Below are 21,868 nucleotides of genomic sequence, written 5' to 3' on the forward strand. Positions count from 1 at the left end.
CCTGCACATGCCCTCGACGCTCGTGACTGCACCCGCTCCGACCCGGTCAAGCGTCCATCTGACGGAATGACCCGAACGGAGTCTCGCCAGAGTGGTCGTCGGAGCGCTAGTTTCCCGGCAGGACTCGGGTGCGGTTGCCACGGCACGCCCCGTCGGCGTGCTCGGGAGGATGCGTGACCACACTCGTGCAGGACACGCACTGGACCGCGCTCGCGGCATGCGGCAAGGGCAAGCTCGCGCCCGACGCGCTGTTCGTCGAGGGTGCCGCCCAGCGGGAGGCCCGCGCGGTGTGCACCAGCTGCCCCGTGCGGCTCGCCTGCCTGGCGGACGCGCTCGACAACCGCATGGACTTCGGGGTCTGGGGCGGCATGACGGAGCGCGAGCGCCGGGCCCTGCTCCGGCGCCGCCCGGAGGTGCGGTCCTGGCGGACCGAGCTGGTGGGGTCGGACGCCGTGGACGGTTCGTGAGAGCGCTCCGACACCGGCGCGTGGCCCTAGGGTGAGCCGCATGGCTACGCAGTGGGAGTACGCGACGATTCCGCTCATCATTCACGCCACCAAGGCGATCCTCGATCAGTGGGGCGCCGACGGGTGGGAGCTCGTGCAGGTGATCCAGGGCCCCGACGCAGGCCTCGTGGCCTACCTCAAGCGGCCCAAGGAGTCCTGATGGGCGCCGCCGCGCGCCTCGCCGAGCTCGGTCTCGAGCTCCCCGAGGTGGCTCTGCCGCTCGCCGCGTACGTTCCGGCGGTGCGGTCCGGGTCGTACGTCTACACCAGCGGGCAGCTGCCGTTCGTGGCGGGGGCCCTGCCCGCGACCGGCAAGGTCGGCGTCGGTGCCGGCCTGATCACCCCGGAAGACGCCGCCGGGCACGCCCGGACGTCCGCGCTCAACGCGCTCGCGGCCGTCGCCGCGGTGGTGGCCGCCGAGGGTGGTCCGCACGGCGCCGACGCGCTCGACCGCATCGTCCGCGTGGTCAAGGTCGTCGGCTTCGTGGCCAGCGACCCGGCGTTCACCGGTCAGCCCGCGGTCCTCAACGGCGCGAGCCTGCTGCTGCACGCCGTGCTCGGGGACGCCGGGGTGCACGCGCGCTCGGCCGTCGGCGTGGCCGTGCTGCCGATGGACTCGCCGGTCGAGGTGGAGATCGTCGTCGAGCTGGCTTGACGCCTGCTCAGCGCGCTGACCTCCTGCGCTCAGCGCGCTCAGCGCGCCCTGCGCTCCAGCCGCTCCACGTCGAGCAGCACCACCGCGCGGCCCTCGCGGCGCACCCAGCCGCGCGCCGCGAAGTCGGCGAGCGCCTTGTTCACGGTCTCGCGCGACGCGCCGACGAGCTGCGCCAGCTCCTCCTGCGTCAGGTCGTGCGCCACGCGGATGCCCTCGTCGACCTTCTCGCCGAAGCGGGTCGACAGGTCCAGGAGCGCCTTGGCGACGCGACCGGGGACGTCCGAGAAGACCAGGTCGGCGAGCGCCTCGTTGGTGCGGCGCAGCCGGCGGGCGAGCGCCTGGAGCAGGTGCGGCGCCACCGTGGGCTTGTCCTGGAGCCAGCGGATGAGGTCGCCGTGGCCGAGCTCGAGCACCACCGCGTCGGCGACGACGGTCGCGGTCGCGGTACGGGGGCCCGGGTCGAAGAGGCTGAGCTCGCCGAACATCTCGCCCGGGCCGAGGACGGCCAGGAGGTTCTCGCGTCCGTCGTTGGAGCGTCGACCGAGCTTGATCTTGCCCTCGCGCACGATGTAGAGCCGGTCGCCGGGCTCGCCCTCGTGGAACAGTGCGTCGCCACGGGCGATGTCGATCGGCTTCATCGACGCGACGAGCGCCTCCGACGACTCCTGGTCGAGCCCGGCGAACAGCGGCGCCGACAGCACGATGTCGTCCTCCACGGGGACCTCACCTCTCTGGCCGCTGCCCGGATCGTCCCGGTCGCGGCATCGTTCACCTTGGGTCCAGATGCACCGACTGCTGGTCAGCGGCCTGCGCGGCTCTCAGTCTGCCCCATGGTGGGCGTCATCCGCGGCCCAAGGGCTCCCGAAGGCCGGCGACGACCACGCCGGGATCGACCGCGAGCCGAGTGATGAGGCGGTCGGTGGCGCGGGTCAGGGCGGCCTCGACACCAGCGGCGTACGCCGAGAGCTGTTCGTCCAGGGCGCGGAGCTCGTGCAGGCGGCCCACGTCGGCACTGACGCCGTCGGTCCCGGCATCGGCGAGCACCGCGGCGAGCGCCGCCGGGCGCGGGACGTCGAGGCCGACCTCGAGCGGGAGCTGGAACGCGACGTCCTCACCGAGCGTCTGGGGGCGGGCGGCCTGGGCGACCGCCAGGTCCAGGCGGGCCCGCACCAGCCGGCGCCACCAGGTGACCCGGGCGTGCTCCGCACGCAGCGCGCGCCGGTCGAGGCGGAGATCGCGGACCCGTTGCTCGACCGGGGGCGTCATGCGGACAGGTCCTCCTCAGACGGATACGTCGGACAGGCTCGTTGTCTCGTTTCGGCCCGGTACGGGACGACCTTGAGCGCAGGTCCCCTGGTGCGCCGCCGAATCACCCCATGGGAGCAGCACAGGAGGGCGGAGGCTCCCCGAACGGGTGTCGGCACCGGGTCGTACGCTGCCGAGGTGATCGGAGCAGACATCGAGTCGCCCCTTGCCCGCACCCGGCGCGCGCGCCGCATCGACCGTGCCCTGACCGTGCGGTACCCGGACGCACGCTGCGAGCTGGACTTCACCTCACCGTTCGAGCTGCTGGTGGCCACGGTGCTCTCGGCGCAGACCACCGACGTCCGCGTGAACCTCACCACGCCGATCCTGTTCGCGCGCTACCCCGACGCCGCCGCGCTCGCCGCTGCGAACCCCGAGGAGCTGGAAGAGATCCTGCGGCCCACGGGGTTCTTCCGCGCGAAGGCCAAGTCGGTCACGGGCCTGTCCCGGGACCTGGTCGAACGGTTCGGTGGAGAGGTGCCGCCGCGGCTGACGGACCTGGTCACCCTGCCCGGCGTCGGGCGCAAGACCGCCAACGTGGTGCTCGGCAACGCGTTCGGGATCCCCGGCATCACCACGGACACCCACGTCATGCGCCTGTCGAAGCGGCTCGGCTACACCACCAGCGAGGACCCCGTGGTGGTGGAGAAGGACCTCGGCGCGCTCCTGCCGCGCAAGGACTGGACCATGGCCTCGCACCGGCTGATCTTCCACGGCCGGCGCACGTGCTTCGCGCGCAAGCCCGCGTGCGGTGCCTGCCCGGTGGTGTCGATGTGCCCGTCGGCCGGCATCGGGGAGCTGGACCCCGTGAAGGCGGCGGCGCTCGTCAAGCCATGACGGGCACGGTCTCTCGCAGCCAGGCCAGCAGCAGCTCGGTGACGCGGTCGGGGGCCTCCTCGGCGGGGAAGTGCCCCACCTGCGGCAGCAGCTCGAACTGGTAGCGGGAGGCGACGAGCGCGGCGGTGTCCTTGGACAGGGTGGCGTGCGACGCCGGACGGAGACCGTCCCGACCCCCGTGCAGCTGGAGCACGGGCAGGGCTCGCGTGTTCTCCTCGAGGTCCGCGTGGTAGCGCCGGCCGTCGGGACGGGGCATCGAGCGGACCAGCCAGCGCAGCTGCTCCATCTGGCTGTGCGCCGCGAACGGCACGCGCGCGGCGGACCGGTACGTCGCCTCGGCGCGGGCGTCCAGCCAGCCCGGCGCGCCACCCCACTCGTGCAGCAGGCGGGTCACGAGATCGCCCTCCATGAGCGCGTGCTCCGGGAAGGACGGGAGCTGGGCGAACGCGAGCCGCCGCAGGGCGGCCGGGCGGACCGCGGCACGCGGGTGCCCGCGGGTGTCCAGCGGGTGCGGCGCGGCCAGGGCGCCGACCGCGCGGACCCGGTCGGGGTGCAGACCGGCCATCGCCCACGCGATCTCGCCGCCCGTGCCGCTGCCGACGACCACCGCGTCCGCGGCGCCCAACGACTGGATGACACCGGCCACGTCCGCCGCCAGCGTGGGGACGTCGTAGCCCTGCGGCGGCTTGTCCGAGCCGCCCGTGCCGCGCACGTCCATGGCCGCCACGCGGTACCCCGCGTCCGCGAGGGCGGGGAGCTGGTGCCGCCACGCCCACCAGAACTGCGGGATGCCGTGCAGCAGGACGACCAGGGGTGCGTCCCGGTCGTCGGGTCCGGCCACGGCCACGTGGAACCGTGCGCCGTTCGCGGCCACGTAGCGGTGCTCCCAGGGGCCGTCGATGAGGAGCGAGGCGGAGTCGACGGTGCTCATCGGTGCGAACCTACCGGTTCCCGCGGTCGGTGCGGGAGGCTGTGGCCGCCTCCCGGGCGTGATGTCGGTCGCGCTGGGCGAGCGCGCCGCCGCCGAGCAGGGCGGCTGCGAGCGACGCGACCAGCACGGAGACCACCACGTGATCGTCGTGCGGGCTGCCGGCCCCGAACGCCAGCTCGCCCACCAGCAGGGACACGGTGAACCCGATCCCGCCGAGCAGCCCGATCGCCGCGACGTCCGCCCAGCCGAGCCCGGGGGCGAGCGCGGCGCGCGTGAACCGGGCGACCAGGTAGGTGGCGCCGAGGATGCCGATCGGCTTGCCGAGCACCAGTCCCAGGGCCACCCCCTGTGCCACGGGATCGGCGAAGGTCGTCTGCAGCGCGTCGGCGGTCAGCGTGACCCCGGCGGCGAACAGGGCGAACACCGGCACCGCGATGCCGGCGGACAGCGGGCGCCAGGTGTGCTCCCACCGCTCGGCCAGCGACTCGGCCGGCAGGTCCGTCAGGTGCAGCGCACGTCGGGTGGCCTCCTGCGTGCCGGGCACGACGAGTCCGAGGGCCACGCCGGCGATCGTCGCGTGCACCCCGGACGCGTGCACCGCGGCCCACGCCACCACCCCGAGCGGCACCAGCAGCCACCCGCTCACCCAGCCCCGCCGGACGACGAGCGCGAACACGACCACGGTGGCGGCGCCGGCGCCGAGCCAGAGGGCCGAGACGGACTCGGTGTAGACCACGCCGATCACGACGATCGCGAGCAGGTCGTCGACCACGGCGAGCGTGAGCAGGAACGCGCGCAGGGCGTTCGGGAGGCTGCGGCCGACGATCGCGAGCACCGAGACCGCGAACGCGATGTCGGTCGCCGTCGGCACGGCCCAGCCGCGCGCGTTCCCGTCGGCCGCCGTCAGGTTGACGGCGAGGTAGAAGATCGCCGGCACGAGCATGCCGCCGACCGCCGCGACGATGGGCACCACGGCCGTGCGGGGGTTGCGCAGCTCGCCGGCGACGATCTCGCGCTTGAGCTCGAGGCCGACGACGAAGAAGAAGACCGCCAGCAGGCCATCGGTCGCCCAGGTGGCCAGGGTCAGGTCGAGGTGCAGTGCCGCGGGCCCGACGACGGTGTCGGAGACCGCCGCGTACGACGACGGATCGACGTTGGCCCAGAGCAGGGCGACGACCGTGCCGGCCAGCAGCAGCGCGCCGCCGACGCGCTCCTCGCGCAGGGTGTCGAGCAGGTTGCGCTCGGAGCCGGGGGAGAGGGGGGCGAACAGGCGGCGGGCGGGGGTGGGCACATGGACCTCCGGGCAGGCGGACGCGACTGCCGACCAGGCTTCCCGGCACACCTGGGGTCAGGCTAGCGGGCTACGCCTCCGCGGGCTCCGGCAGCTCGGCGCGACCCTCGACGGCGCCGCGGCGGTCCTTCGGCGGGTCGAAGCGGTAGCCGACGTTGCGGACCGTGCCGATCAGCTGCTCGTGCTCGGGCCCGAGCTTGGCGCGCAGGCGTCGGACGTGCACGTCGACCGTCCGGGTGCCTCCGTAGTAGTCGTAGCCCCAGACCTCCTGCAGCAGCTGGGCGCGGGTGAACACGCGACCCGGGTGCTGCACGAGGTACTTGAGGAGCTCGAACTCCTTGTACGTGAGGTCCAGGGGCCGACCGCGCAGGCGAGCCGTGTAGCCGCCGGCGTCGATGGTGAGCTCGCCCGACGAGATCTCCTGCGGGGCGTCGTCGTACCCCGCGGTGGCCGCGCGCTCCATGACGAGCCGGAACCGCGTCTCCACCTCGGCTGGGTTGGCCGTCTCCAGGATGATGTCGTCCGCGCCCCACTCGGCGGTGACGACCGTGAGGCCGCCCTCGGTGAGCACGAGGATGAGGGGGACGGTCAGACCGGTGGCGCGCAGCAGCCGGCACGTGGTCCTGGCGGTGACCAGGTCCCGCCGGGCGTCGAGCACGACGATGTCCGCATCCGGTGCGTCCACGAGAGCCGACGGTTCGACGGGGAGCACACGGACGCGATGGGACAACAGACCGAGGGCCGGGAGCACCTGGGCGGAGCCCCCGGACGCTGGAGTGAGCAGCAGCAGATCTGCCACCTGGAACCTCCCCGCGTGCGAGTGGGGGCCACGGTACCGCGCGCTACGGCCAGGTTGCGCGCGGGTGTCGAGGGCTGGCGTGGCATCCCCCACACGGATGACCCGTAACGCCGGTGAAACGGTGACGAGATGCGACAATCGGCGGCGTGCTCCTCCCCTCCCTGCTGACCGGTCACCCGTGCGCGCCATCGCTGTCGGCGCCCGTGACCCCCGCGGGACGGTAGGAGACCCATGCAGCTCGCCACCCGGGCGGTCGTGACGGCCGTGCTCGCCGCCGCCGTCGCCGTCGCCGGCTACCTCGGCGGCCTCCCGCTGAGCATCACCGCCGCCGTGCTCGCGATCGTCTTCGCACTCGGCTGGCCGGCCCTCGCGGGCCTCCCGTTCATCCCGGGCTCCGCCGCCGTGGTCGCGCTCGGGGGAGTCGGAGCCGTCACCGTCGTCCACCTCACCCTCACGCAGCCGTACCTGAGAGACCTGCCGGTGGTGTTCGCCGCGGCGATCCTGCTGGCGTTCGTCAACGAGCTCCTGCGTCGCGACGGCCGCACCCGGCTGGTCGAGTCGGTGTCGGGGACCGTCGCCGGGACGCTCGTCGCCGTCGCGGTGTCCGGCTGGGTCGCGATCGGGCGGATCCCCGGGGGCGAGCCGATCGTGGTCGCCGGGGCGCTGGCGCTGGCCGTGGGCTCGGCCGTGGTGGCGCTGCACCTGGCGCCGTGGGTCGGTGCGCTGGTCACGGCGGGAGCGTCGGCCGCCGCCGGGACCCTGGGCGCGCTGCTGCTCCCCGGGATCGATCCCCTCGCCGGCGCGCTGCTGGGCCTCGCGGTCGGCATCCTCGTCGCCACGCTGCACGCGCTGTTCGACCAGCTTCCCTCGCTCGAGCGTCGCTGGCCGTCGCTCGCCGCGGTGACCCTGCCGGTGACGGTGACCGGCATCCTCGTGTACGTCGTCGGCCGGGTCCTGGTGGGCTGACCGTGCCCCGCCTGCTGCTCGTCGTCGCCGTGCTGGCCCTGGCCACCGTGCTCGGGCTGTGGTGGCGTGCGCGCAACGGCAGGTACACCGCGGTCGACCCTGCGCTGCTCGCCTCCGCACCCGCCGACGTCGAGGACGACTCGCGGCTCACGGCCGGCGAGGTCGGCAGCCCGCTGGGCACCCGGGCCACGTTCGTGCAGTTCTCCAGCGAGGTCTGCGCACCGTGCCGCCGCACCCACGCGGTGCTCGCGCAGGTGGTGTCCGAGCACGAGGGCCTCTCACACGTCGAGATGGACGTGGTCGAGCACCTCGATCTCGTGCGACGCTTCGGCATCATGCGCACCCCGACCACGCTCCTGCTCGACGCCGACGGCGTCGTGGTCGGTCGCATGTCCGGTGCCACGGACCGCCGCCACGCGCTCGCTGCGCTCGAGGCGTCGTGTCCGGGCGGGGTCTCCGCCGTCTGACGCCGCGCTCCTCGAGGGGCGACTGCCGGCCGTGCGGTGATCCCGGCCGACGGACCCCCACCCCTCGCACGACCCCAGGAGCCCCCATGAGCACCCCCGTCCGCACCGACGCCCCCGCGGGCATCGATCCCCGCGGTCCGCGCTTCGGCGCCGCCGTCACCCTCGTCCTGCTCGTCGCCGTGCTGCTGCTCGGCACCACCCCCGCCGCCTCCGTGGTCCTCGCCGTGATCGTCGGGAGCTTCGCGCTCGGGGCGTTCGGCGGCATCGGCCGCACCTGGCAGGGCTGGGTGTTCAAGAAGCTCGTCCGCCCGCGCCTGGCGCCGCCGACCGAGCTCGAGGACCCCCGCCCACCGACGTTCGCGCAGCTGGTCGGCCTGATCATCACCGGCATCGGCCTGGTGCTCGGGCTCGCCGGGGTGGCCGTCGCCGTGCCGGTCGCCGCGGTGTTCGCGCTGGTCGCGGCGTTCCTCAACGCGGTGTTCGGGCTGTGCCTCGGCTGCGAGCTGTACCTGCTGGGTCTGCGGCTGCGTACGCGCAGGACCGTGCAGGCCTAGTAGACGAGCGCCTGCGCGCGCTCCGCCAGCGACTCCTCGACGAACACCGCCGCGCCCGCGATCCGGACGCCCGGCAGCACGTCCTGCGGACCGATGCCCCGGCGCGCGGCGCACTGCGTGCACACGGTCACGCGACCACCCTCGAGCACCAGCTCCAGCAGCTCGGCCAGCGGGGTCGCGTGCTCGAGCACCAGGTCGCCCGCGCGCCCCGGCAGCGCGAACCACGCCGACTCGCCCGTGAGCCAGAGGCTGACCTCGGCACCGGCCGCGACCGCCGCGGCGGCCACCGTGAAGGCCTGGTTGGTGGCCTCGGGGCGCTCGGTGCCGGACGTGGTCTTGATCACCAGGGGGCGTGGCGTGGGGGTCATCGGAACAGGTTAGGGGTGCGCTCTCGTTAGGATCGTCGGCATGACTGCACTCGAGGGAGTCTTCATCGGCCTGCTGGTCGCGGCCACGCTGGTGATCGGCTGGTTCGCCTGCTTCGTCGTCTACCGGCTCTACAAGGGCCAGCGCTGACGTCATGCCCTGACTGACTGGGAGGCCCGCTGTGCCGTTCGTCCTGCCCGACCCCGAGGGGCTCGCTCCCGAGGTCTACCCGTTGGCCTGGCTGCTCGGCACCTGGCGCGGCGAGGGTGTCGTCGACTACCCCGGCATCGACGAGGCGACGTTCACGCAGGAGATCGTCATCGCCAGCGACGGCGGACCGTACCTGTCGTACACGTCGACCATCCGGCTCGTCGTCGCGCCGTCCTCCACGGCCGCGCTCGAGGACGAGCCCCCCGCGCCGGTGTGGCAGACGGAGTCCGGCTACTGGCGGATCCCGCCCGAGCGGCCCACCGACTGGGGCCTCACCGAGGAGCAGCACCCGGTCGAGCTGCTGGTCGCCGACCCGTCGGGGCATGTCGCCCTGTACATCGGCGCGGTCGGCAAGGGCCGCATCGACCTGGTCAGCGATGCGATCGTCCGCGCGGCCAGCGGCGCCGAGGTCAGTGCCGGCAAGCGCCTGTACGGCCTGGTGAACGGCGAGCTGATGTGGGCGCACGACCTCGCGGCGTTCGGCCACCCCATGCAGTCCTACGCCTCCGGCCGCCTCGCGCGCGTCGAGGCCCTCACCGACGACGAGGCCTGATGACCACCGACGCACCCGTCGACACCCCTGCGGCACACGGCGAGCCGCCGCGGCACGTCAGCCCCCTGCTGGCGCGCCGGGGTGCGGTCCGGGCCGCAGGTCCCGACGACGGCGTCGCCTGGCACTACGGCGACCCGACGGCCGAGCAGCGCGCACTGTCGCGCGGCGGCGCCGTGGTCGACCAGTCGTACCTGGGCGTGGTCACCGTCACCGGGCCCGACCGGTTGAGCTGGCTGAACTCGATCACGTCGCAGGAGCTGACCACGCTGGCCCCGCGCACGTCGACGGAGCTGCTGGTGCTCAGCCCGCAGGGGCACGTCGAGCACGCGGCGGGCGTGGTCGACGACGGCGAGACCACCTGGCTGCTCACCGAGACGCCGATCGGGCTGGCCGCGTGGCTGAACCGGATGAAGTTCATGCTCCGGGTCGAGATCGCGGACGTCACCGACGACTGGGCGGCGATCGGCGAGCCCGTCGATGCCGAGGGCACCGCGGACGAGCCGATCACCTGGCGTGACCCGTGGCCGACCACCGCGGTCGGCGGCACCCGGTACGGGCCGGCCGACGACGAGCACCCCGGTGCCGACCGCGACTGGCGGCTCGTGCTGGTGCCGCGCGACCGGCTGGTCGAGGAGGTGCGTGCCCGGGAGGCCGCCGGCTGGCCGCTCGTCGGCACGTGGGCCAGCGAGGCCGCGCGCGTCGAGGCGTGGCGCCCGCGCGCGTCCCACGAGGTCGACCACCGGACCATCCCGCACGAGCTCGACTGGCTGCGCACCGCCGTGCACCTGACCAAGGGCTGCTACCGCGGGCAGGAGACCGTCGCGCGCGTGCACAACCTCGGCCGGCCCCCACGCCGCCTGGTGATGCTGCACCTCGACGGATCCGGGCACCTGCTGCCGGAGCCCGGGGCCGCGGTGCACGACGTGGTCAAGACGGACAGCTCGCAGGAGCCCGGACGGGTGGTCGGGCAGGTGACCACCGTCGCGCGGCACCACGAGCTCGGACCGGTCGCGCTCGCCGTGGTCAAGCGGTCGGTGCCGTCGGACACCGAGCTGGTGGTCGACAGCGAGGCCGGTGCGGTCGCCGCCGGGCAGGAGCAGATCGTGCCCGGTGACGGGGTGTCCGTGGACCGGCCGGCCGCCCGCGGACCTCTGACCCGCGGCCTGGGGCAGCACCCGATGCTGTGAGCTCCTCGTGACGGGCACAGACTCACGCGCCCGCCTGGTGATCAGGGCGCGGGTCCGGCAGGGGTCGTCCCGCGTCCGGGCGGCCTGGTTCCCGATCCTCCAGGCGTCGCTGGCCGCGGCGATCTCGTTCGCCATCGCCAAGTACGCCGTGGGCCACCCGTTCCCGTTCTTCGCGCCCGTCAGCGCCTGGATCGCCCTCGGGTTCACCACCGACCGGTCCGTGCGGCGCGTGGCGGAGCTGGCGGTCGGGGTGGCGATCGGCGTCGGGCTCGGGGACCTGCTGGTGCACCTCATCGGCAACGGCCCCTGGCAGGTCGCGGTGGTCCTGTTCATCGCCGCGATCCTGGCCCGGTTCCTCGACCGGGGTGGGATGCTCACCACGCAGGCGGGCGTGCAGGCGCTGGTCATCGTCGGCCTTCCGGCCGTCAGTGCGACCGGTGGCCCCCTCGGCCGGTGGATCGACGCCGCGATCGGCGGTGCGGTGGCGCTCGCGGTCGCGCTGCTCACCCCGCGCGACCCCCGGCGGCACCTGCGGACCCTGGCGCGTGCGGCGGTGGAGGACCTGGCCGCCGTGCTCCGCCTCCTGGCCAGCGGGCTGCGGACCGGGTCGACGGCCGACGTGCAGGACGCGCTCGTGCGCGGGCGGGCGTCCCAGCCTGCCCTCGACGAGTGGTCCGAGACCGCGACCAGTGCGACCGACCTGGCCCGGGTGTCACCGGCGATCCGCAAGTACCGCGACGAGCTGGCGGGGCTCGGTGGCAACGCCGTGCTCATCGACCGCGCCATGCGCAACGCGCGTGTGCTGGCGCGACGGTCCCGGTCGACGGTGGACGCGCAGAGCCACGACCTGACGACGATCGCCGCGCAGGTGGAGGACACCGCGCGCGCGGCCGACGAGCTCGCGGCCGCCCTCGGTACAGGACGCGACCCGGAGCGGGCGCGGTCGCAGCTGCTCGCCGTCGCCGGGGCGCTCGACCCGTTCCAGCTGGCCGCCCGCGACTGGCAGGTGCAGAGCCTCGTCCTGCTGCAGCGCTCGCTGGTGGTCGACCTGCTGGAGGCGGCCGGCGTCCCACCGCGGGACGCCCGCGAATCCCTCCCGCAGATCTGACCCGCGGCCCCTCAGGTTCGGTACGGTCGCTGCGTGGACGTCCCGGTCAGCGCGCTGCGCGCAGAGCTCAGGCAGTGGATCGAGGCGGCGCGCGCCGGGGAGGACGTGGTGATCACCGAGCGCGGGATCCCTGTGGCACGGCTCAGCGGCATCGAGTCGGCGGACCTGCTCAGCCGGCTCGAGCGGGACGGTCTCCTGACTCCGGCGTCGTTGCCGCGGCCCGCCGCCCGCGCGGGTGACCGGTCCGCCGCCAAGGGCGGGGTCTCGGACCTGGTCCGCCGGCTGCGCCGCTGAGATGGCGATCGTCTACCTGGACACCAGTGCGCTGGTGAAGCTCTGCGTCGCCGAGCCGGGGTCCGCGCTCGTCGCGGCGCTCTGGGACGGCGCCGACCTCGTGGTGACGTCACGCCTGGCGGACGCCGAGGTGCGGGCGGTGCTCGCGGGTGGCCGCAGGGCCGGACGCCTCGACCGGGAGGCCGCCGCACAGGCGCTGGCCGCGTGGGAGCGGCTGTGGCCCGCGCTGCACGTGCTGGAGCTGCAGGACGTCGTGACCGCGTCGGCGGCGGCACTGGTCGGCAGGCACCCGTTGCGTGCCGCCGACGCCCTGCACCTCGCGTCGGCACTGCAGCTGCGGTCCCCGGACCTGGTCGTCGCGGCCTGGGACGACCACCTCGTCGCCGCGGCGCGGGCCGAGGGGCTGCTCGTGGTGCCGTGACGTCTCGTAGGCTCACCCCGTGATCGCCAGCGCGCAGGTCGTCATCTTCGTCGTCTTCTACATCGCCATCTTCGGGTTGAGCCTGTGGGCGCTCATCGACCTGCTCGGGCGGCCCGCGAGCGCGTTCCCGCAGGCGGGCAAGCGGACCAAGGGGCTCTGGGGGGCGATCGTCGGTGTCGCCACGGCCGTGTCCTTCAGCGTGATCCCGATCCCCGGCGTGCCGCACCTGCCGTCGTTCCTGGCCCTGCTCGCCGCAGTGGGCGCGATCGTCTACCTCGTGGACGTCAAGCCCGCCGTGGCGCCGTACTCGCGCCGTCGTGGACCCCGAGGCCCGAGCGGTCCGTCCGGCGGTTGGTGAGCGTGCCCGACATCGGCACGGACGCGGTCCCGCTGGCGCGGGTGCTGCGCGGGGGGCTCGTGGAGTCCGTGCACGCCGGACACGTGGTCGTCCTCGCGCCTGACGGGTCGGAGCGCCTGGTGCTCGGCGACGCGGACGAGACCATCTGGGCGAGGTCGTCGCTCAAGCCGCTGCAGGCGGTCGCGATGCTCCGCGCGGGCCTGGACGTCGACGGCGCCGCGCTCGCCCTCGTGTGCGCCAGCCACAACGCCGAGCCGGGGCACCTCGACGTCGTCCGGGGTCTGCTCGCCGGTGCGGGCCTGGGTCCCGACGACCTGCGGAACACCCCGGACTGGCCGCTCGACGCCGACTCGGCGTGGCAGTGGCGCGCGGACGGGCACGGCACCGAGCCGCTCACCCAGAACTGCTCGGGCAAGCACGCGGGGATGCTCGCCACGTGCGTCGCGGCCGGCTGGTCCACCGAGGACTACCTCGACCCCGGGCACCCGCTGCAGCGGTCCACCCGGGACGTGATCGGCGAGCTCACGGGGGTCCCGGTGGAGCGGGCGACGGTCGACGGCTGCGGTGCCCCGCTGTTCTCCACCACGCTGCGCGGGCTGGCCCGGTCGTTCGCGCGGCTGGCGTCGGGTGACGGGCTCGAGGCGCGCGTCGGGAGCGCGATGGCCGCGCACCCCTGGCACGTCGCGGGGACCGGCCGGGACGCCACGCGGTTCATGGAGGCCGTCCCCGGCCTCGTCGCCAAGGACGGTGCCGACGGCGTCTACGCGGCCGGCCTGCCCGACGGCGGGGCGGTCGCGGTGAAGATCGTCGACGGCTCGGCGCGCCCGAGGCCGGCCGTCCTCGCCGCTGCCCTGGTGGTGGCCGGCGTCGACCCCGCGCTGGTCGAGCCCGTCGGGCTCACGCCCGTGCTGGGCCACGGCGCCCCGGTGGGCGAGGTCGTCGCGGCCTTCGGCGCATGAGGGCGGTCGTCCAGCGCGTCACGCGCGCGTCGGTCACGGTCGACGGGATCGTCGTCGGCAGGATCGACCGGCCCGGTCTCGTGGCGCTGGTCGGGGTGACCCCCGGGGACGGGCCCGCGCAGGTGGAGCTGATCGCGCGGAAGATCGCGGAGCTGCGCATCCTGCGCGACGAGCAGTGCGCGGTCGACGTCGGTGCGCCCGTGCTCGTCGTCAGCCAGTTCACGCTCTACGCCGACACCCGCAAGGGCCGCCGGCCCACGTGGAACGCCGCCGCCCCCGGTCCGGTGGCGCAGCCGCTGGTGGACGCCGTCGTCGACGCGCTGCGTGGCCGTGGGCTCGAGGTGGCCACCGGGGTGTTCGGCGCGGACATGGCCGTCGAGCTGGTCAACGACGGCCCGGTGACGATCCTGCTGGAGTCCGTGCCCGACGCGTGACGGGCTAGATGTGCCCACAGTCGGTGGTCACGACGCTCAGCAGCTCGAGCCCGGTCGGCGCCGCGGGCGGGTCGACCACGGCACTGTCGGCGCCGTCGACGAACGTCACCCCGAAGCCGTCGCGGCAGAAACCACCGGCGTTCTCCGCCCGCCACCCGGACGCCACCAGGCCCGCGCCCACCTCCGACTGGGCCGCGCCCGCGTCCGGCACGGCGTACAGGTGGACGACGCGCGAGCACTCCTGCAGGCACAGGGCGTTCTCGACGCTCGACGTGGTCATCAGGTGCGCACCGGTCGCCACCGGGAGGGACGCACCGACGCTCGTCATGCGGGCGAGGCTCGGACCGCCGAGCGTGCCGAGCGCCAGCCCGATGGCGAGCAGGACCACGGCCGAGCCTGCGAGGAGCGCCCAGCGTCGGCGCGCCGCCCGGACGACGAGCCACGTCGGAGCGAGCGCGGTCAGCATCGCGACGACGGCCACCAGCCAGTCGGACTCCCTCCCGGCGGTCCCGGTGAGCAGCAGCACGGCGGCGATGGCGAACGTCCACACGAGCCACAGCACCAGGAGCCCGATCGCGCGGGCGACCCATCGAGGGTTCGCCCGCTGCTCCGACGGGTACAGATCGGCCGAGGTGGTCACGGCATCCCCTCCTGGCCGCAGCGCCGCGGCCGTGGTGATCTCGAGCTCATCGCCCGCGGAGGGCCGGCACCCCGAACGGTCGTGTCACACGGAGAGGGCCCCTCGGAGTAAGCGTCCGAGGGGCCCTACCGTGTTCGCAGGTCTTCCGTCCCCGGCGGACCGGAGACCGACGCCGCTCTGACGGTGCGACTACGTCCCGTCACCCGGTTCGCCACCGGCATCCTCGCCCCGAGGGGCTCCGACGCCTGCGGCCCACCGTGGGCGGGACGACTGCGAGCAACCAACCGGCGCCTTGACGGCCCCCGCGTCGTCATCCGCGGGTCGTCGTGTTGCCACGACGATGTGGTCGTCCGTTCTCCGGTCAGCCCGACATCCACAGCCTGTCCCCACCGGCGCCACCTCCCCGAAGGGCGTTCTGCGCCGCCTGCTCGCGTCCCCGAAGGGGCTTGTGCGTCGAGGTTCCGGTCCTGTCCGAGCGATCGTCCACCCGGTCCACGTGAGCTCCGAAGAGGCCACCTGACCTGCGGTTTCAGTCGACCCGGGTGGGGTCCTTCACCTGTGGTTCTCGATCTGTCGATCTCGATGTGAGATTTCTAGTCCTCCTGGGGAAGGGGCCACAAGGGCTTCCTGGACCTTTCTTTATCCACCGCTGCGCCCACAACCTTGTCCACAGGTTCACCTGCGGAAACATCCGGTTAACACAGGGCTGTGGACAGAATTTGTGGACGAGCCGCGTGTCGTTCACCCGTCCGCGCGCAGCCGCCTTGTAGCCTGAGCACCGGTGAAGGCCCCTCGGAGTAAGCGTCCGAGGGGCCTTACCCATGTCCGCGGGTCATGATGGCGGGGTGCTGATCGAGGCGGTCCGGGGCGACATCACGACGCAGGACGTCGACGTCGTCGTCAACGCGGCGAACTCGTCCCTGCTCGGCGGTGGGGGTGTCGACGGCGCGATCCACGCCGCCGCAGGTCCGGAGCTGCTGGCCGCCTGCCGGGAGCTGCGGCGGACCACGCTGCCCGACGGGCTGCCCGTGGGCGACGCCGTCGCGACCCCCGGGTTCCGGCTCCCCGCCCGCTGGATCGTGCACACGGTCGGCCCGAACCGGCACGCCGGGCAGACCGATCCCGTCCTGCTCTCGTCCTGCTTCGCGCGGCCGCTGGAGCTCGCCGTCGAGCTCGGCGCGTCAAGGATCGCGTTCCCCGCGGTCAGCGCGGGTGTGTACGGCTGGGCGATCGAGGACGTGGCCCGGATCGCGGTCCGTACCGTGCGGGCCTGGCAGGAGGGCGCCGACGCCGGGTGGTCCGAGGGGCACCCGCGGGCCGACGGCATCGAGCTGGTGCGGTTCGTCCTCTTCTCGCCGGCCGCCCTGCAGGCCTTCCAGAGCGTGCTCGCTCCCCGCTAGCGTCGTGAGCATGCCCGAGCTGCTGCCGGCGCTGCCGGATGCCGAGTTCCGCCGCGTGCTGTGCGTCGTGGCCCATCCGGACGACGTCGAGTACGGCACCTCCTCCGCGGTGGCCGTCTGGACCGCCCGGGGGGTCGAGGTGGCCTACCTGGTGCTCACCCGCGGGGAGGCCGGCATGGACGCGTCCCCGCCGGACCGCACCCGCGAGATCCGCACCCGCGAGCAGATCACCGGGTCCGCCGCGGTGGGCGTGACGGACGTGCGGTTCCTGGAGCACCCCGACGGCGTGCTCCAGTACGGGCTGCCCCTGCGGCGGGACATCGCCCGGCGCATCCGGGAGTACCGGCCCGATGTGGTGCTCACCGGGTCGTGGGAGGTCGAGTTCGTCGCCGGGCTCAACATGGCCGACCACCGTGTGGCCGGGCTGGCCACGCTCGACGCGGTGCGCGACGCCGGGAACCGGTGGGTGTTCACCGAGCTGCTGGACGACGACGGCCTCGAGCCGTGGCAGGTCCGCTGGCTGCTGGTGGGCGGCGACCCCCGGCCGACGCACGGCGTGGACGTCACCGGGGACGCGCTGGAGGCTGGGATCGCGTCGCTGGAGGCGCACGAGCAGTACCTCGCCGGGCTGCCCGGGCACCCCGCCCCCCGCGACCTGCTCTCGATGATCACGAGCATGCAGGGACGCGCGATCGGGGTCGGCAACGCCGTGCTGTTCCGTGCCTACGACCTGCAGGCGCCGCCCCCGATGATCGGCGACTGACTATCTGGTGATGTCGCGGCCGTGGGCCGTCAGCGCCCAGATCACGAACACGTTCAGCGCGATGACGATGACGCTCCAGACCGGGTAGTACGGCAGCCACAGGAAGTTCTCCAGCGCGCTGAGGGACGCCAGGAACACCGCCACGCTCCGCGCCCACACCGCTCCCGTGAGCACGAAGTACCCGGCGACGGCGACGACGATCCCGGTGATCAGGTGGATCCAGCCCCACGTCGTCACGTCGAACGAGAACGTCCACTCCGGACCGACCAGGTAGAGCGTGTCGCCGAGGAGTGCGACCAGGCCCTCGACGGCCTGGAAGGTCCCGACGAGCAGCATGAGGACCGCGGCGAAGACGGTCACCCCCACCGCGAACGAGTTCCGGGTCTCAGTCATGGCTGTCCTTCCGAGAGGTGGGTGTGCTGTCTCATCCCCAGACGGCGGCCTCGACCGGCGCGGCCGGTGGCACGTAGGGGAGCCTGGCCATGCGGAACGAGACCAGCAGGCCGGCGAGCGCGGCGACCAGCGGGACGAGCATGGCGATCTGCAGGGCGAGCGGCCGGGCCTCGGTGTTGATCCGGATGATCTCGTCCTGCGTGTCCTGCGGCTGACCGACGAGCAGGTTCTCGAGGTCGGTGGTGCTCACCACCTGGGCGTCGTGCTCCAGCACCTGCGCGACCTGCGTCTGCTCGGCGGCGTCCAGCACGGTGCTCTGGGACGCCATCGACGTGAAGATCGTCGCGAGCGCGGCCAGCAGGATCGCGCCCGCGAACGCCAGGCCGAAGGACAGCCCGAACGAGCCGGCGGCGGAGTTGATGCCCGCGGCCTCGCTGACGCGTTCCTCGGAGATCGGCGCCAGGGTGTAGTTGTTCAGCTGCGACACCAGCAGACCGAGCCCGGACCCGGCGACGAGCAGCGGGAGCACCAGCCACCAGCCGGAGTCCGCCCGGGGCACGACGAGGATCACGGCCGCGACGCCAACGAGCAGGAGCGCGAAACCCCACCGGATGATGCCGCTCGGGTTGTGGGTGCCGGCCTTCTTGCCGGCGACGAGCGCGACGGCGAACATGCTCAGCGACAGCGGTGCGATGGACAGCCCGGCCCCCATCGCGCTGTACTCCAGCACCACCTGGAGGTAGATCGGCAGGGCGATCATGGTGCCGCCGAGGGCGATCTGCTGGAGCGACTGCTCGGTGATCCCGAACCGGAACACCCTGGACGCGAACAGGTCCGGGTCGATCAGGGTCGGCTGCGCCAGCCGCCTGCGCTGGCGGAGCCAGACGACGAGCGAGCCGAGCGCCACCACGCCGACGGCCAGGATCGCGGCCACGGACTCGCCGCCCTCCTGCCAGACCAGGATGCCGAGCACCACGCCGCCCATGCCGAGCACCGAGAGCACGGCGCCGACTCCGTCGATGTGGCGCGATCCCGTGTACGGGACGTCCTTGACCAGGCGGATCCCCGAGAGCACGACGGCGATGATCACGACCTCGAGCAGGAACGCCAGCCGCCACGACAGGTAGGTGGTGATGAACCCGCCGAGCAGGGGGCCGACCGCCGCAGCGATCGCCGCGGCCGCGCCGACCAGGGCGAACGCCTTGCGCTGGGCGGCACCGGCGAAGTTGCCGTGGATGAGCGACTGCATCGCCGGGAGGAGCAGCGAGGCACCGAGCCCGCCGATGACCGCCCAGAAGACGATGATGGCCGTCAGGCTCTGCGCGAGGGTCATGGCCAGGGCGCCGACGGCGTAGGCGAGCAGGCCCACCACGTAGGCCCTCTTGCGGCCGAACAGGTCGCCGATCTTGCTGCCGATGAGGATGAACGCGGCCGAGACCAGCGCCTCGAGGGCGATCGCGGACTGCACCCCGCTGACGGTCGTGTCGAGGTCGCGGACCACGGCCGAGATGGAGACGTTCATCAGCGACGTGTCCACCACGAGGACGAACATCGCCATCGCCAGCAGGATGGCGAGTCGGGGATTCCCCGCGGACGCTGCGGTGTCGCCCTCCGGTGTGGTGGTCATGTCGATCCCCTCGTCTCAGGCCCGGGCGCGCGCCGGGCTCACCGCCTCCGGGGGAGCGAGCACGGGCTGGGTGGCCCTGCGGCGCATGAGCACCTTGTCGATCTCCGCGACGACGGGCAGCAGCAGGGCGAGCCCCAGGCAGGCGAGCCACTGGGACCCGGTGAGCGGCTGTGTCGTGAGCCACCGCTGCAGGAAGTCCAGCTCGGTGGCCAGCACGACGAGGATCACCGGCACCGAGAGCACCTTGACCGCGGTCAGCAGCGGAGCGGCCAGGCCGGACTCCGGCTCGCGGCGCAGGACGAGGCCGGACAGGACCGAACCGAGTCCCATGACGACGAACGCCATCGTCATCGACGCCGTCGGGTGGTCGGCGGCCGGGGTGTCGGGACCGAGCACCAGCGGGATCGCCGAGGCGATGCACAGGATCGCGCCGTTGATGATCCAGCGGCGCACGGCGGGGCCGTTGGTGATCCCGACGTCCGGGTCGCGCGGCGCCCGGTCCATGATCCCGGGTCCCACCGGGTCGAGCATGATGGCGATCACGGGGAACACGCAGACGAAGAAGTTGAGGAACAGCACCATCATCGGGGTCATCGCGACACCGTCGGCGATGTCGAAGACGCTGGCTGCCAGGAACAGGACCACCAGACCGATGAGCTGGCTCATCTGGAAGCGGATGTACGCGGTGATCTTCTGGTAGATGCTGCGGCCCAGCTCGACGGCGTGCACCAGGGTGCTGAAGTTGTCGTCGGTGAGCACCAGGCGAGCCGCCTGCTTGGTGACCTCGCTGCCGGAACCCATCGCGACGCCGATGTCGGCCTGCTTGATCGCGGCGGCGTCGTTGACCGCGTCGCCCGTCATGGCGACCACCAGGCCCTGCTTCTGCATGAGCTGGACCAGCCGGAGCTTGTCCTCGGGGGTGACGCGGCCGAACACGTGCAGGTTCGGCAGTCGCTCCAGCAGCTCCTCGTCGGTGAGGGCGGCCAGCTCCGGTCCGCTGATCGCTCCGGGGCCGAGGCCGAGCTGCCTGCCGATCGCGCTCGCGGTCACCGCGTGGTCGCCGGTGATCATGCGGACCTCGATGCCGGCCTTCAGGGCGATGTCGACGGCCACCTTGGCGGTGGGCCGCAGCGGGTCGACGATGCCGACCAGCCCGACGAACACGAGCTCCTCGACGTAGGACATCGGGTCGGCGACCAGCGCGGCCTCGTCGGCCGGCGTGAGGAACCGCACCGCGAAGGCGAGCGTGCGCAGACCCTGCTCGGCGAGCCGCTCCATCTCGGCCTCGATGTCCGCGCGCATGGACTCCAGCGGGACGGTCCGGCCGGGACCGGCGAGGGCGTGCGTGCAGCGCTGCAGCACGACGTCCGGGCCGCCCTTGACCACCTCGACGAGCGACCGGTCGCCCCGCCAGGGCAGCCAGTGGGCGGTCGCCATGAACTTGTACGCCGAGTCGAACGGCACCTCCGCGACGCGGGGGTACGTCCGACGGCTCTCCTCGGCGTCGATGCCCAGCTTCGCGGCGAGCACCACGAGCGCCGCCTCGGTCGGGTCGCCGATCACGGCGCCCGAGTCGGACACGGTGGCGTCGCTGGCCAGGCAGAGGCCGTACGCCAGCGGGGTCAGGTCCGGGACCTCCGCGCCGGCCGCCTGCAGGATCGTGCCGGTCTTGCCGTACCCGGTGCCCTCGACGGTGAAGTGCTGGCCCACCGTGTAGAGAGCGGTCACGGTCATCTCGTTGAGGGTGAGCGTCCCCGTCTTGTCGGAGTTGATCGAGCTGGTCGCCCCGAGCGTCTCGACGTCGTTGAGGTTCGCGACGACGGCCTTCGCGTCGGCCAGCTGACGCGCCCCGTACGCGAGCATGGCCTGCACGAACGTGGGCAGACCGGTCGGGATCGCGGAGATCGCGACCGCGGTCGCGAGGAACAGCAGGTCGCTCGGCGACTGGCCGCGCAGCACCCCGATGAGCACGATGACCGCCACCGCGCTCCACGCGATGACCCCGAGCACCTTGGTCAGCTTGTCGAGCTCGCGCTGCAGCGGCGACTTCGTCTTCTCCACCGACGACAGCAGGGTGGCGATGTTGCCGATCTGCGTCGTCATGCCCGTGGCGGTGACGAGCATCGTGCCGGTGCCGCGGGTGACCGACGTGTTCTGGAACGCCATGTTGGCGCGGTCGCCGAGCGGGACCTCCTCGTCGGCGAGCGTGATCACGTCCTTGCCGATCGGCGTGCTCTCGCCGGTCAGCGCCGCTTCCTGCGTCTCCATCGTGGCGGTCCGCAGCAGCCGGCCGTCGGCGGGCACGATGTCGCCGGCCTCGAGCTCCACGATGTCGCCGGGCACCAGCTCGTTCGCGGGGATCTGTACCAGGGCACCGTCCCGCCGCACGCGCGACTGCGGTTCCTGCATGGTGGCGAGCGCGTCGACGCTCTTGCGGGCGAGCATCTCCTGCCGGGCGCCGATGACCACGTTCACCACGACCAGGAACCCGACGATCAGCGCGGTCGAGCCCTGCCCGATCGCCGCGCTCACCGCCGCGACCGCCACGAGCATGATGTTCATCGGGTCGCGCAGCTGCGCGAACACCACCGACCACACCGACGGCGCGGCCTGCGCGGTGAGCGTGTTGGGCCCGTACCGCTCCCGGCGGGCCGTCACCTCCGCCGCAGTCAGGCCGGCCGAGAGATCCGTGCTGAGCTGCGCGCTCGCGGCCTCGGGGTCGAGCGCCCACCACCGGGTGGGGGCTGCGGTGCTGCTGAGAGTATCTGTCACCGAGAGCTCCTCAAGCCGCGACGAGTGGTGCACGCTCGTGCGGCCACGCTAGCGCGAGATGCCCGGATCGCGG

General features: G+C 73.3%; 27 protein-coding genes. 17 read left to right on the top strand and 10 right to left on the bottom strand.

Going from position 1 to position 21,868, the window contains the following annotated elements; genetic code table 11:
- The first annotated feature begins 173 nt into the window (after positions 1-173).
- From AC1DXT_RS08525 to AC1DXT_RS08535, 3 genes are read left to right on the top strand one after another with little or no spacing between them, the layout of a single operon-like run.
- Positions 174-467, top strand: a complete 294-nt coding sequence (locus AC1DXT_RS08525; protein ID WP_421743119.1) for a WhiB family transcriptional regulator — start codon at positions 174-176, stop codon at positions 465-467.
- Positions 468-507: 40 nt separating this feature from the next.
- On the top strand, positions 508-666 hold the full coding sequence (locus AC1DXT_RS08530; protein WP_146925896.1) for a DUF4177 domain-containing protein: 159 nt from the start codon (positions 508-510) through the stop codon (positions 664-666).
- Positions 666-1,160 (top strand): RidA family protein, encoded by a 495-nt coding sequence (locus AC1DXT_RS08535; RefSeq protein ID WP_477060930.1) that lies wholly within the window; start codon positions 666-668, stop codon positions 1,158-1,160. Before AC1DXT_RS08530 ends, AC1DXT_RS08535 begins: the two co-directional genes overlap by 1 nt.
- Before the next feature lie 38 nt (positions 1,161-1,198).
- On the opposite strand, the gene AC1DXT_RS08540 is transcribed toward AC1DXT_RS08535, so the two are convergent.
- Together AC1DXT_RS08540 and AC1DXT_RS08545 are read right to left on the bottom strand one after the other, a co-directional pair.
- Positions 1,199-1,876 carry a Crp/Fnr family transcriptional regulator gene (locus tag AC1DXT_RS08540; RefSeq protein ID WP_477060931.1) on the bottom strand — a complete coding sequence of 226 codons (678 nt, stop codon included), beginning with the start codon at positions 1,874-1,876 and terminating at the stop codon, positions 1,199-1,201.
- A 124-nt stretch (positions 1,877-2,000) separates the two neighbouring features.
- Entirely contained in the window at positions 2,001-2,426 is a 426-nt protein-coding gene (locus AC1DXT_RS08545) for a hypothetical protein (protein WP_477060932.1), read from the bottom strand.
- A gap of 177 nt (positions 2,427-2,603) precedes the next feature.
- Between AC1DXT_RS08545 and nth the strand changes: the two genes are divergently transcribed.
- Positions 2,604-3,302, top strand: coding sequence for an endonuclease III (gene nth / locus AC1DXT_RS08550; protein WP_477060933.1), 699 nt, complete (start codon positions 2,604-2,606; stop codon positions 3,300-3,302).
- Here nth and AC1DXT_RS08555 read toward each other — a convergent pair.
- The 3 genes from AC1DXT_RS08555 to AC1DXT_RS08565 form a co-directional block, all read right to left on the bottom strand.
- Positions 3,292-4,233, bottom strand: coding sequence for an alpha/beta fold hydrolase (locus tag AC1DXT_RS08555; protein ID WP_477060934.1), 942 nt, complete (start codon positions 4,231-4,233; stop codon positions 3,292-3,294). The genes nth and AC1DXT_RS08555 overlap by 11 nt on opposite strands.
- 10 nt (positions 4,234-4,243) lie before the next feature.
- Positions 4,244-5,524: a Na+/H+ antiporter NhaA gene (gene nhaA, locus AC1DXT_RS08560; protein ID WP_477060935.1), complete on the bottom strand. Its 1,281-nt coding sequence runs from the start codon at positions 5,522-5,524 to the stop codon at positions 4,244-4,246.
- A 70-nt stretch (positions 5,525-5,594) separates the two neighbouring features.
- The gene (locus AC1DXT_RS08565) at positions 5,595-6,323 is read right to left on the bottom strand and encodes a winged helix-turn-helix transcriptional regulator (RefSeq protein ID WP_056087713.1); all 729 of its coding nucleotides are present in this window, start codon (positions 6,321-6,323) and stop codon (positions 5,595-5,597) included.
- 231 nt (positions 6,324-6,554) lie between these two features.
- Here AC1DXT_RS08565 and AC1DXT_RS08570 point away from each other — a divergent pair, with 231 nt between their 5' ends.
- From AC1DXT_RS08570 to AC1DXT_RS08580, 3 genes are all read left to right on the top strand, one after another.
- A complete protein-coding gene (locus AC1DXT_RS08570) occupies positions 6,555-7,289 on the top strand; it encodes a hypothetical protein (protein ID WP_477060936.1) in 735 nt (244 codons plus the stop codon).
- A gap of 2 nt (positions 7,290-7,291) precedes the next feature.
- Positions 7,292-7,756, top strand: a complete 465-nt coding sequence (locus AC1DXT_RS08575; protein WP_477060937.1) for a thioredoxin family protein — start codon at positions 7,292-7,294, stop codon at positions 7,754-7,756.
- Positions 7,757-7,842: 86 nt separating this feature from the next.
- Positions 7,843-8,310, top strand: a complete 468-nt coding sequence (locus tag AC1DXT_RS08580; RefSeq protein WP_477060938.1) for a DUF4395 domain-containing protein — start codon at positions 7,843-7,845, stop codon at positions 8,308-8,310.
- Here the strand turns inward: AC1DXT_RS08580 and AC1DXT_RS08585 are convergent.
- Positions 8,307-8,678, bottom strand: a complete 372-nt coding sequence (locus tag AC1DXT_RS08585; RefSeq protein ID WP_477060939.1) for a DsrE family protein — start codon at positions 8,676-8,678, stop codon at positions 8,307-8,309. The two genes, AC1DXT_RS08580 and AC1DXT_RS08585, sit on opposite strands and share 4 nt — an antisense overlap.
- Positions 8,679-8,857: 179 nt before the next feature.
- Here AC1DXT_RS08585 and AC1DXT_RS08590 point away from each other — a divergent pair, with 179 nt between their 5' ends.
- From AC1DXT_RS08590 to dtd, 8 genes are read left to right on the top strand one after another with little or no spacing between them, the layout of a single operon-like run.
- Entirely contained in the window at positions 8,858-9,439 is a 582-nt protein-coding gene (locus AC1DXT_RS08590; protein WP_477060940.1) for a heme-binding beta-barrel domain-containing protein, read from the top strand.
- Positions 9,439-10,626 carry a CAF17-like 4Fe-4S cluster assembly/insertion protein YgfZ gene (gene ygfZ, locus AC1DXT_RS08595; protein ID WP_477060941.1) on the top strand — a complete coding sequence of 396 codons (1,188 nt, stop codon included), beginning with the start codon at positions 9,439-9,441 and terminating at the stop codon, positions 10,624-10,626. The genes AC1DXT_RS08590 and ygfZ overlap by 1 nt, the downstream gene beginning before the upstream one ends.
- Before the next feature lie 7 nt (positions 10,627-10,633).
- On the top strand, positions 10,634-11,734 hold the full coding sequence (locus AC1DXT_RS08600; RefSeq protein ID WP_477060942.1) for an FUSC family protein: 1,101 nt from the start codon (positions 10,634-10,636) through the stop codon (positions 11,732-11,734).
- 33 nt (positions 11,735-11,767) lie between these two features.
- A complete protein-coding gene (locus tag AC1DXT_RS08605; RefSeq protein ID WP_477060943.1) occupies positions 11,768-12,028 on the top strand; it encodes a type II toxin-antitoxin system Phd/YefM family antitoxin in 261 nt (86 codons plus the stop codon).
- A 1-nt stretch (position 12,029) separates the two neighbouring features.
- Entirely contained in the window at positions 12,030-12,449 is a 420-nt protein-coding gene (locus AC1DXT_RS08610; protein WP_477060944.1) for a type II toxin-antitoxin system VapC family toxin, read from the top strand.
- 19 nt (positions 12,450-12,468) lie between these two features.
- Positions 12,469-12,807: a DUF2516 family protein gene (locus AC1DXT_RS08615; RefSeq protein ID WP_477060945.1), complete on the top strand. Its 339-nt coding sequence runs from the start codon at positions 12,469-12,471 to the stop codon at positions 12,805-12,807.
- Between the two features lie 11 nt (positions 12,808-12,818).
- Positions 12,819-13,766: an asparaginase gene (locus AC1DXT_RS08620; protein WP_477061625.1), complete on the top strand. Its 948-nt coding sequence runs from the start codon at positions 12,819-12,821 to the stop codon at positions 13,764-13,766.
- Entirely contained in the window at positions 13,763-14,200 is a 438-nt protein-coding gene (dtd, locus tag AC1DXT_RS08625) for a D-aminoacyl-tRNA deacylase (protein WP_477060946.1), read from the top strand. The genes AC1DXT_RS08620 and dtd overlap by 4 nt, the downstream gene beginning before the upstream one ends.
- 4 nt (positions 14,201-14,204) lie before the next feature.
- On the opposite strand, the gene AC1DXT_RS08630 is transcribed toward dtd, so the two are convergent.
- Positions 14,205-14,840, bottom strand: a complete 636-nt coding sequence (locus AC1DXT_RS08630) for a hypothetical protein (protein ID WP_477060947.1) — start codon at positions 14,838-14,840, stop codon at positions 14,205-14,207.
- Positions 14,841-15,685: 845 nt separating this feature from the next.
- On the opposite strand from AC1DXT_RS08630, the gene AC1DXT_RS08635 reads away from it, so the two are divergent.
- A complete protein-coding gene (locus AC1DXT_RS08635) occupies positions 15,686-16,240 on the top strand; it encodes an O-acetyl-ADP-ribose deacetylase (protein ID WP_477060948.1) in 555 nt (184 codons plus the stop codon).
- Between the two features lie 10 nt (positions 16,241-16,250).
- Positions 16,251-17,003, top strand: a complete 753-nt coding sequence (locus AC1DXT_RS08640) for a PIG-L deacetylase family protein (RefSeq protein WP_477060949.1) — start codon at positions 16,251-16,253, stop codon at positions 17,001-17,003.
- Here AC1DXT_RS08640 and AC1DXT_RS08645 read toward each other — a convergent pair whose 3' ends face one another.
- Genes AC1DXT_RS08645 through AC1DXT_RS08655 form a run of 3 tightly spaced genes read right to left on the bottom strand, consistent with a single transcriptional unit; the run spans position 17,004 to position 21,795 of the window.
- Complete coding sequence (locus AC1DXT_RS08645) at positions 17,004-17,396, bottom strand: DUF7144 family membrane protein (protein ID WP_477060950.1); 393 nt, start codon at positions 17,394-17,396, stop codon at positions 17,004-17,006.
- A 31-nt stretch (positions 17,397-17,427) separates the two neighbouring features.
- Positions 17,428-19,023 carry an MFS transporter gene (locus AC1DXT_RS08650; protein WP_477060951.1) on the bottom strand — a complete coding sequence of 532 codons (1,596 nt, stop codon included), beginning with the start codon at positions 19,021-19,023 and terminating at the stop codon, positions 17,428-17,430.
- Positions 19,024-19,038: 15 nt separating this feature from the next.
- Positions 19,039-21,795, bottom strand: a complete 2,757-nt coding sequence (locus AC1DXT_RS08655) for a cation-translocating P-type ATPase (RefSeq protein WP_477060952.1) — start codon at positions 21,793-21,795, stop codon at positions 19,039-19,041.
- Positions 21,796-21,868 lie beyond the last annotated feature (73 nt).

The organism is Cellulomonas sp. P1_G12_2, from assembly GCF_056405535.1.

Coding starts and splice junctions, on each gene's coding strand:
- AC1DXT_RS08530 (WP_146925896.1), top strand. CDS start 508: ATGGCTACGCAGTGGGAGTACGCGACGATTCCGCTCATCATTCACGCC.
- AC1DXT_RS08580 (WP_477060938.1), top strand. CDS start 7,843: ATGAGCACCCCCGTCCGCACCGACGCCCCCGCGGGCATCGATCCCCGC.
- AC1DXT_RS08555 (WP_477060934.1), bottom strand. CDS start 4,233: ATGAGCACCGTCGACTCCGCCTCGCTCCTCATCGACGGCCCCTGGGAG.
- AC1DXT_RS08535 (WP_477060930.1), top strand. CDS start 666: ATGGGCGCCGCCGCGCGCCTCGCCGAGCTCGGTCTCGAGCTCCCCGAG.
- AC1DXT_RS08645 (WP_477060950.1), bottom strand. CDS start 17,396: ATGACTGAGACCCGGAACTCGTTCGCGGTGGGGGTGACCGTCTTCGCC.
- ygfZ (WP_477060941.1), top strand. CDS start 9,439: ATGACCACCGACGCACCCGTCGACACCCCTGCGGCACACGGCGAGCCG.
- AC1DXT_RS08650 (WP_477060951.1), bottom strand. CDS start 19,023: ATGACCACCACACCGGAGGGCGACACCGCAGCGTCCGCGGGGAATCCC.
- AC1DXT_RS08545 (WP_477060932.1), bottom strand. CDS start 2,426: ATGACGCCCCCGGTCGAGCAACGGGTCCGCGATCTCCGCCTCGACCGG.
- dtd (WP_477060946.1), top strand. CDS start 13,763: ATGAGGGCGGTCGTCCAGCGCGTCACGCGCGCGTCGGTCACGGTCGAC.
- AC1DXT_RS08570 (WP_477060936.1), top strand. CDS start 6,555: ATGCAGCTCGCCACCCGGGCGGTCGTGACGGCCGTGCTCGCCGCCGCC.
- AC1DXT_RS08610 (WP_477060944.1), top strand. CDS start 12,030: ATGGCGATCGTCTACCTGGACACCAGTGCGCTGGTGAAGCTCTGCGTC.
- AC1DXT_RS08640 (WP_477060949.1), top strand. CDS start 16,251: ATGCCCGAGCTGCTGCCGGCGCTGCCGGATGCCGAGTTCCGCCGCGTG.
- AC1DXT_RS08585 (WP_477060939.1), bottom strand. CDS start 8,678: ATGACCCCCACGCCACGCCCCCTGGTGATCAAGACCACGTCCGGCACC.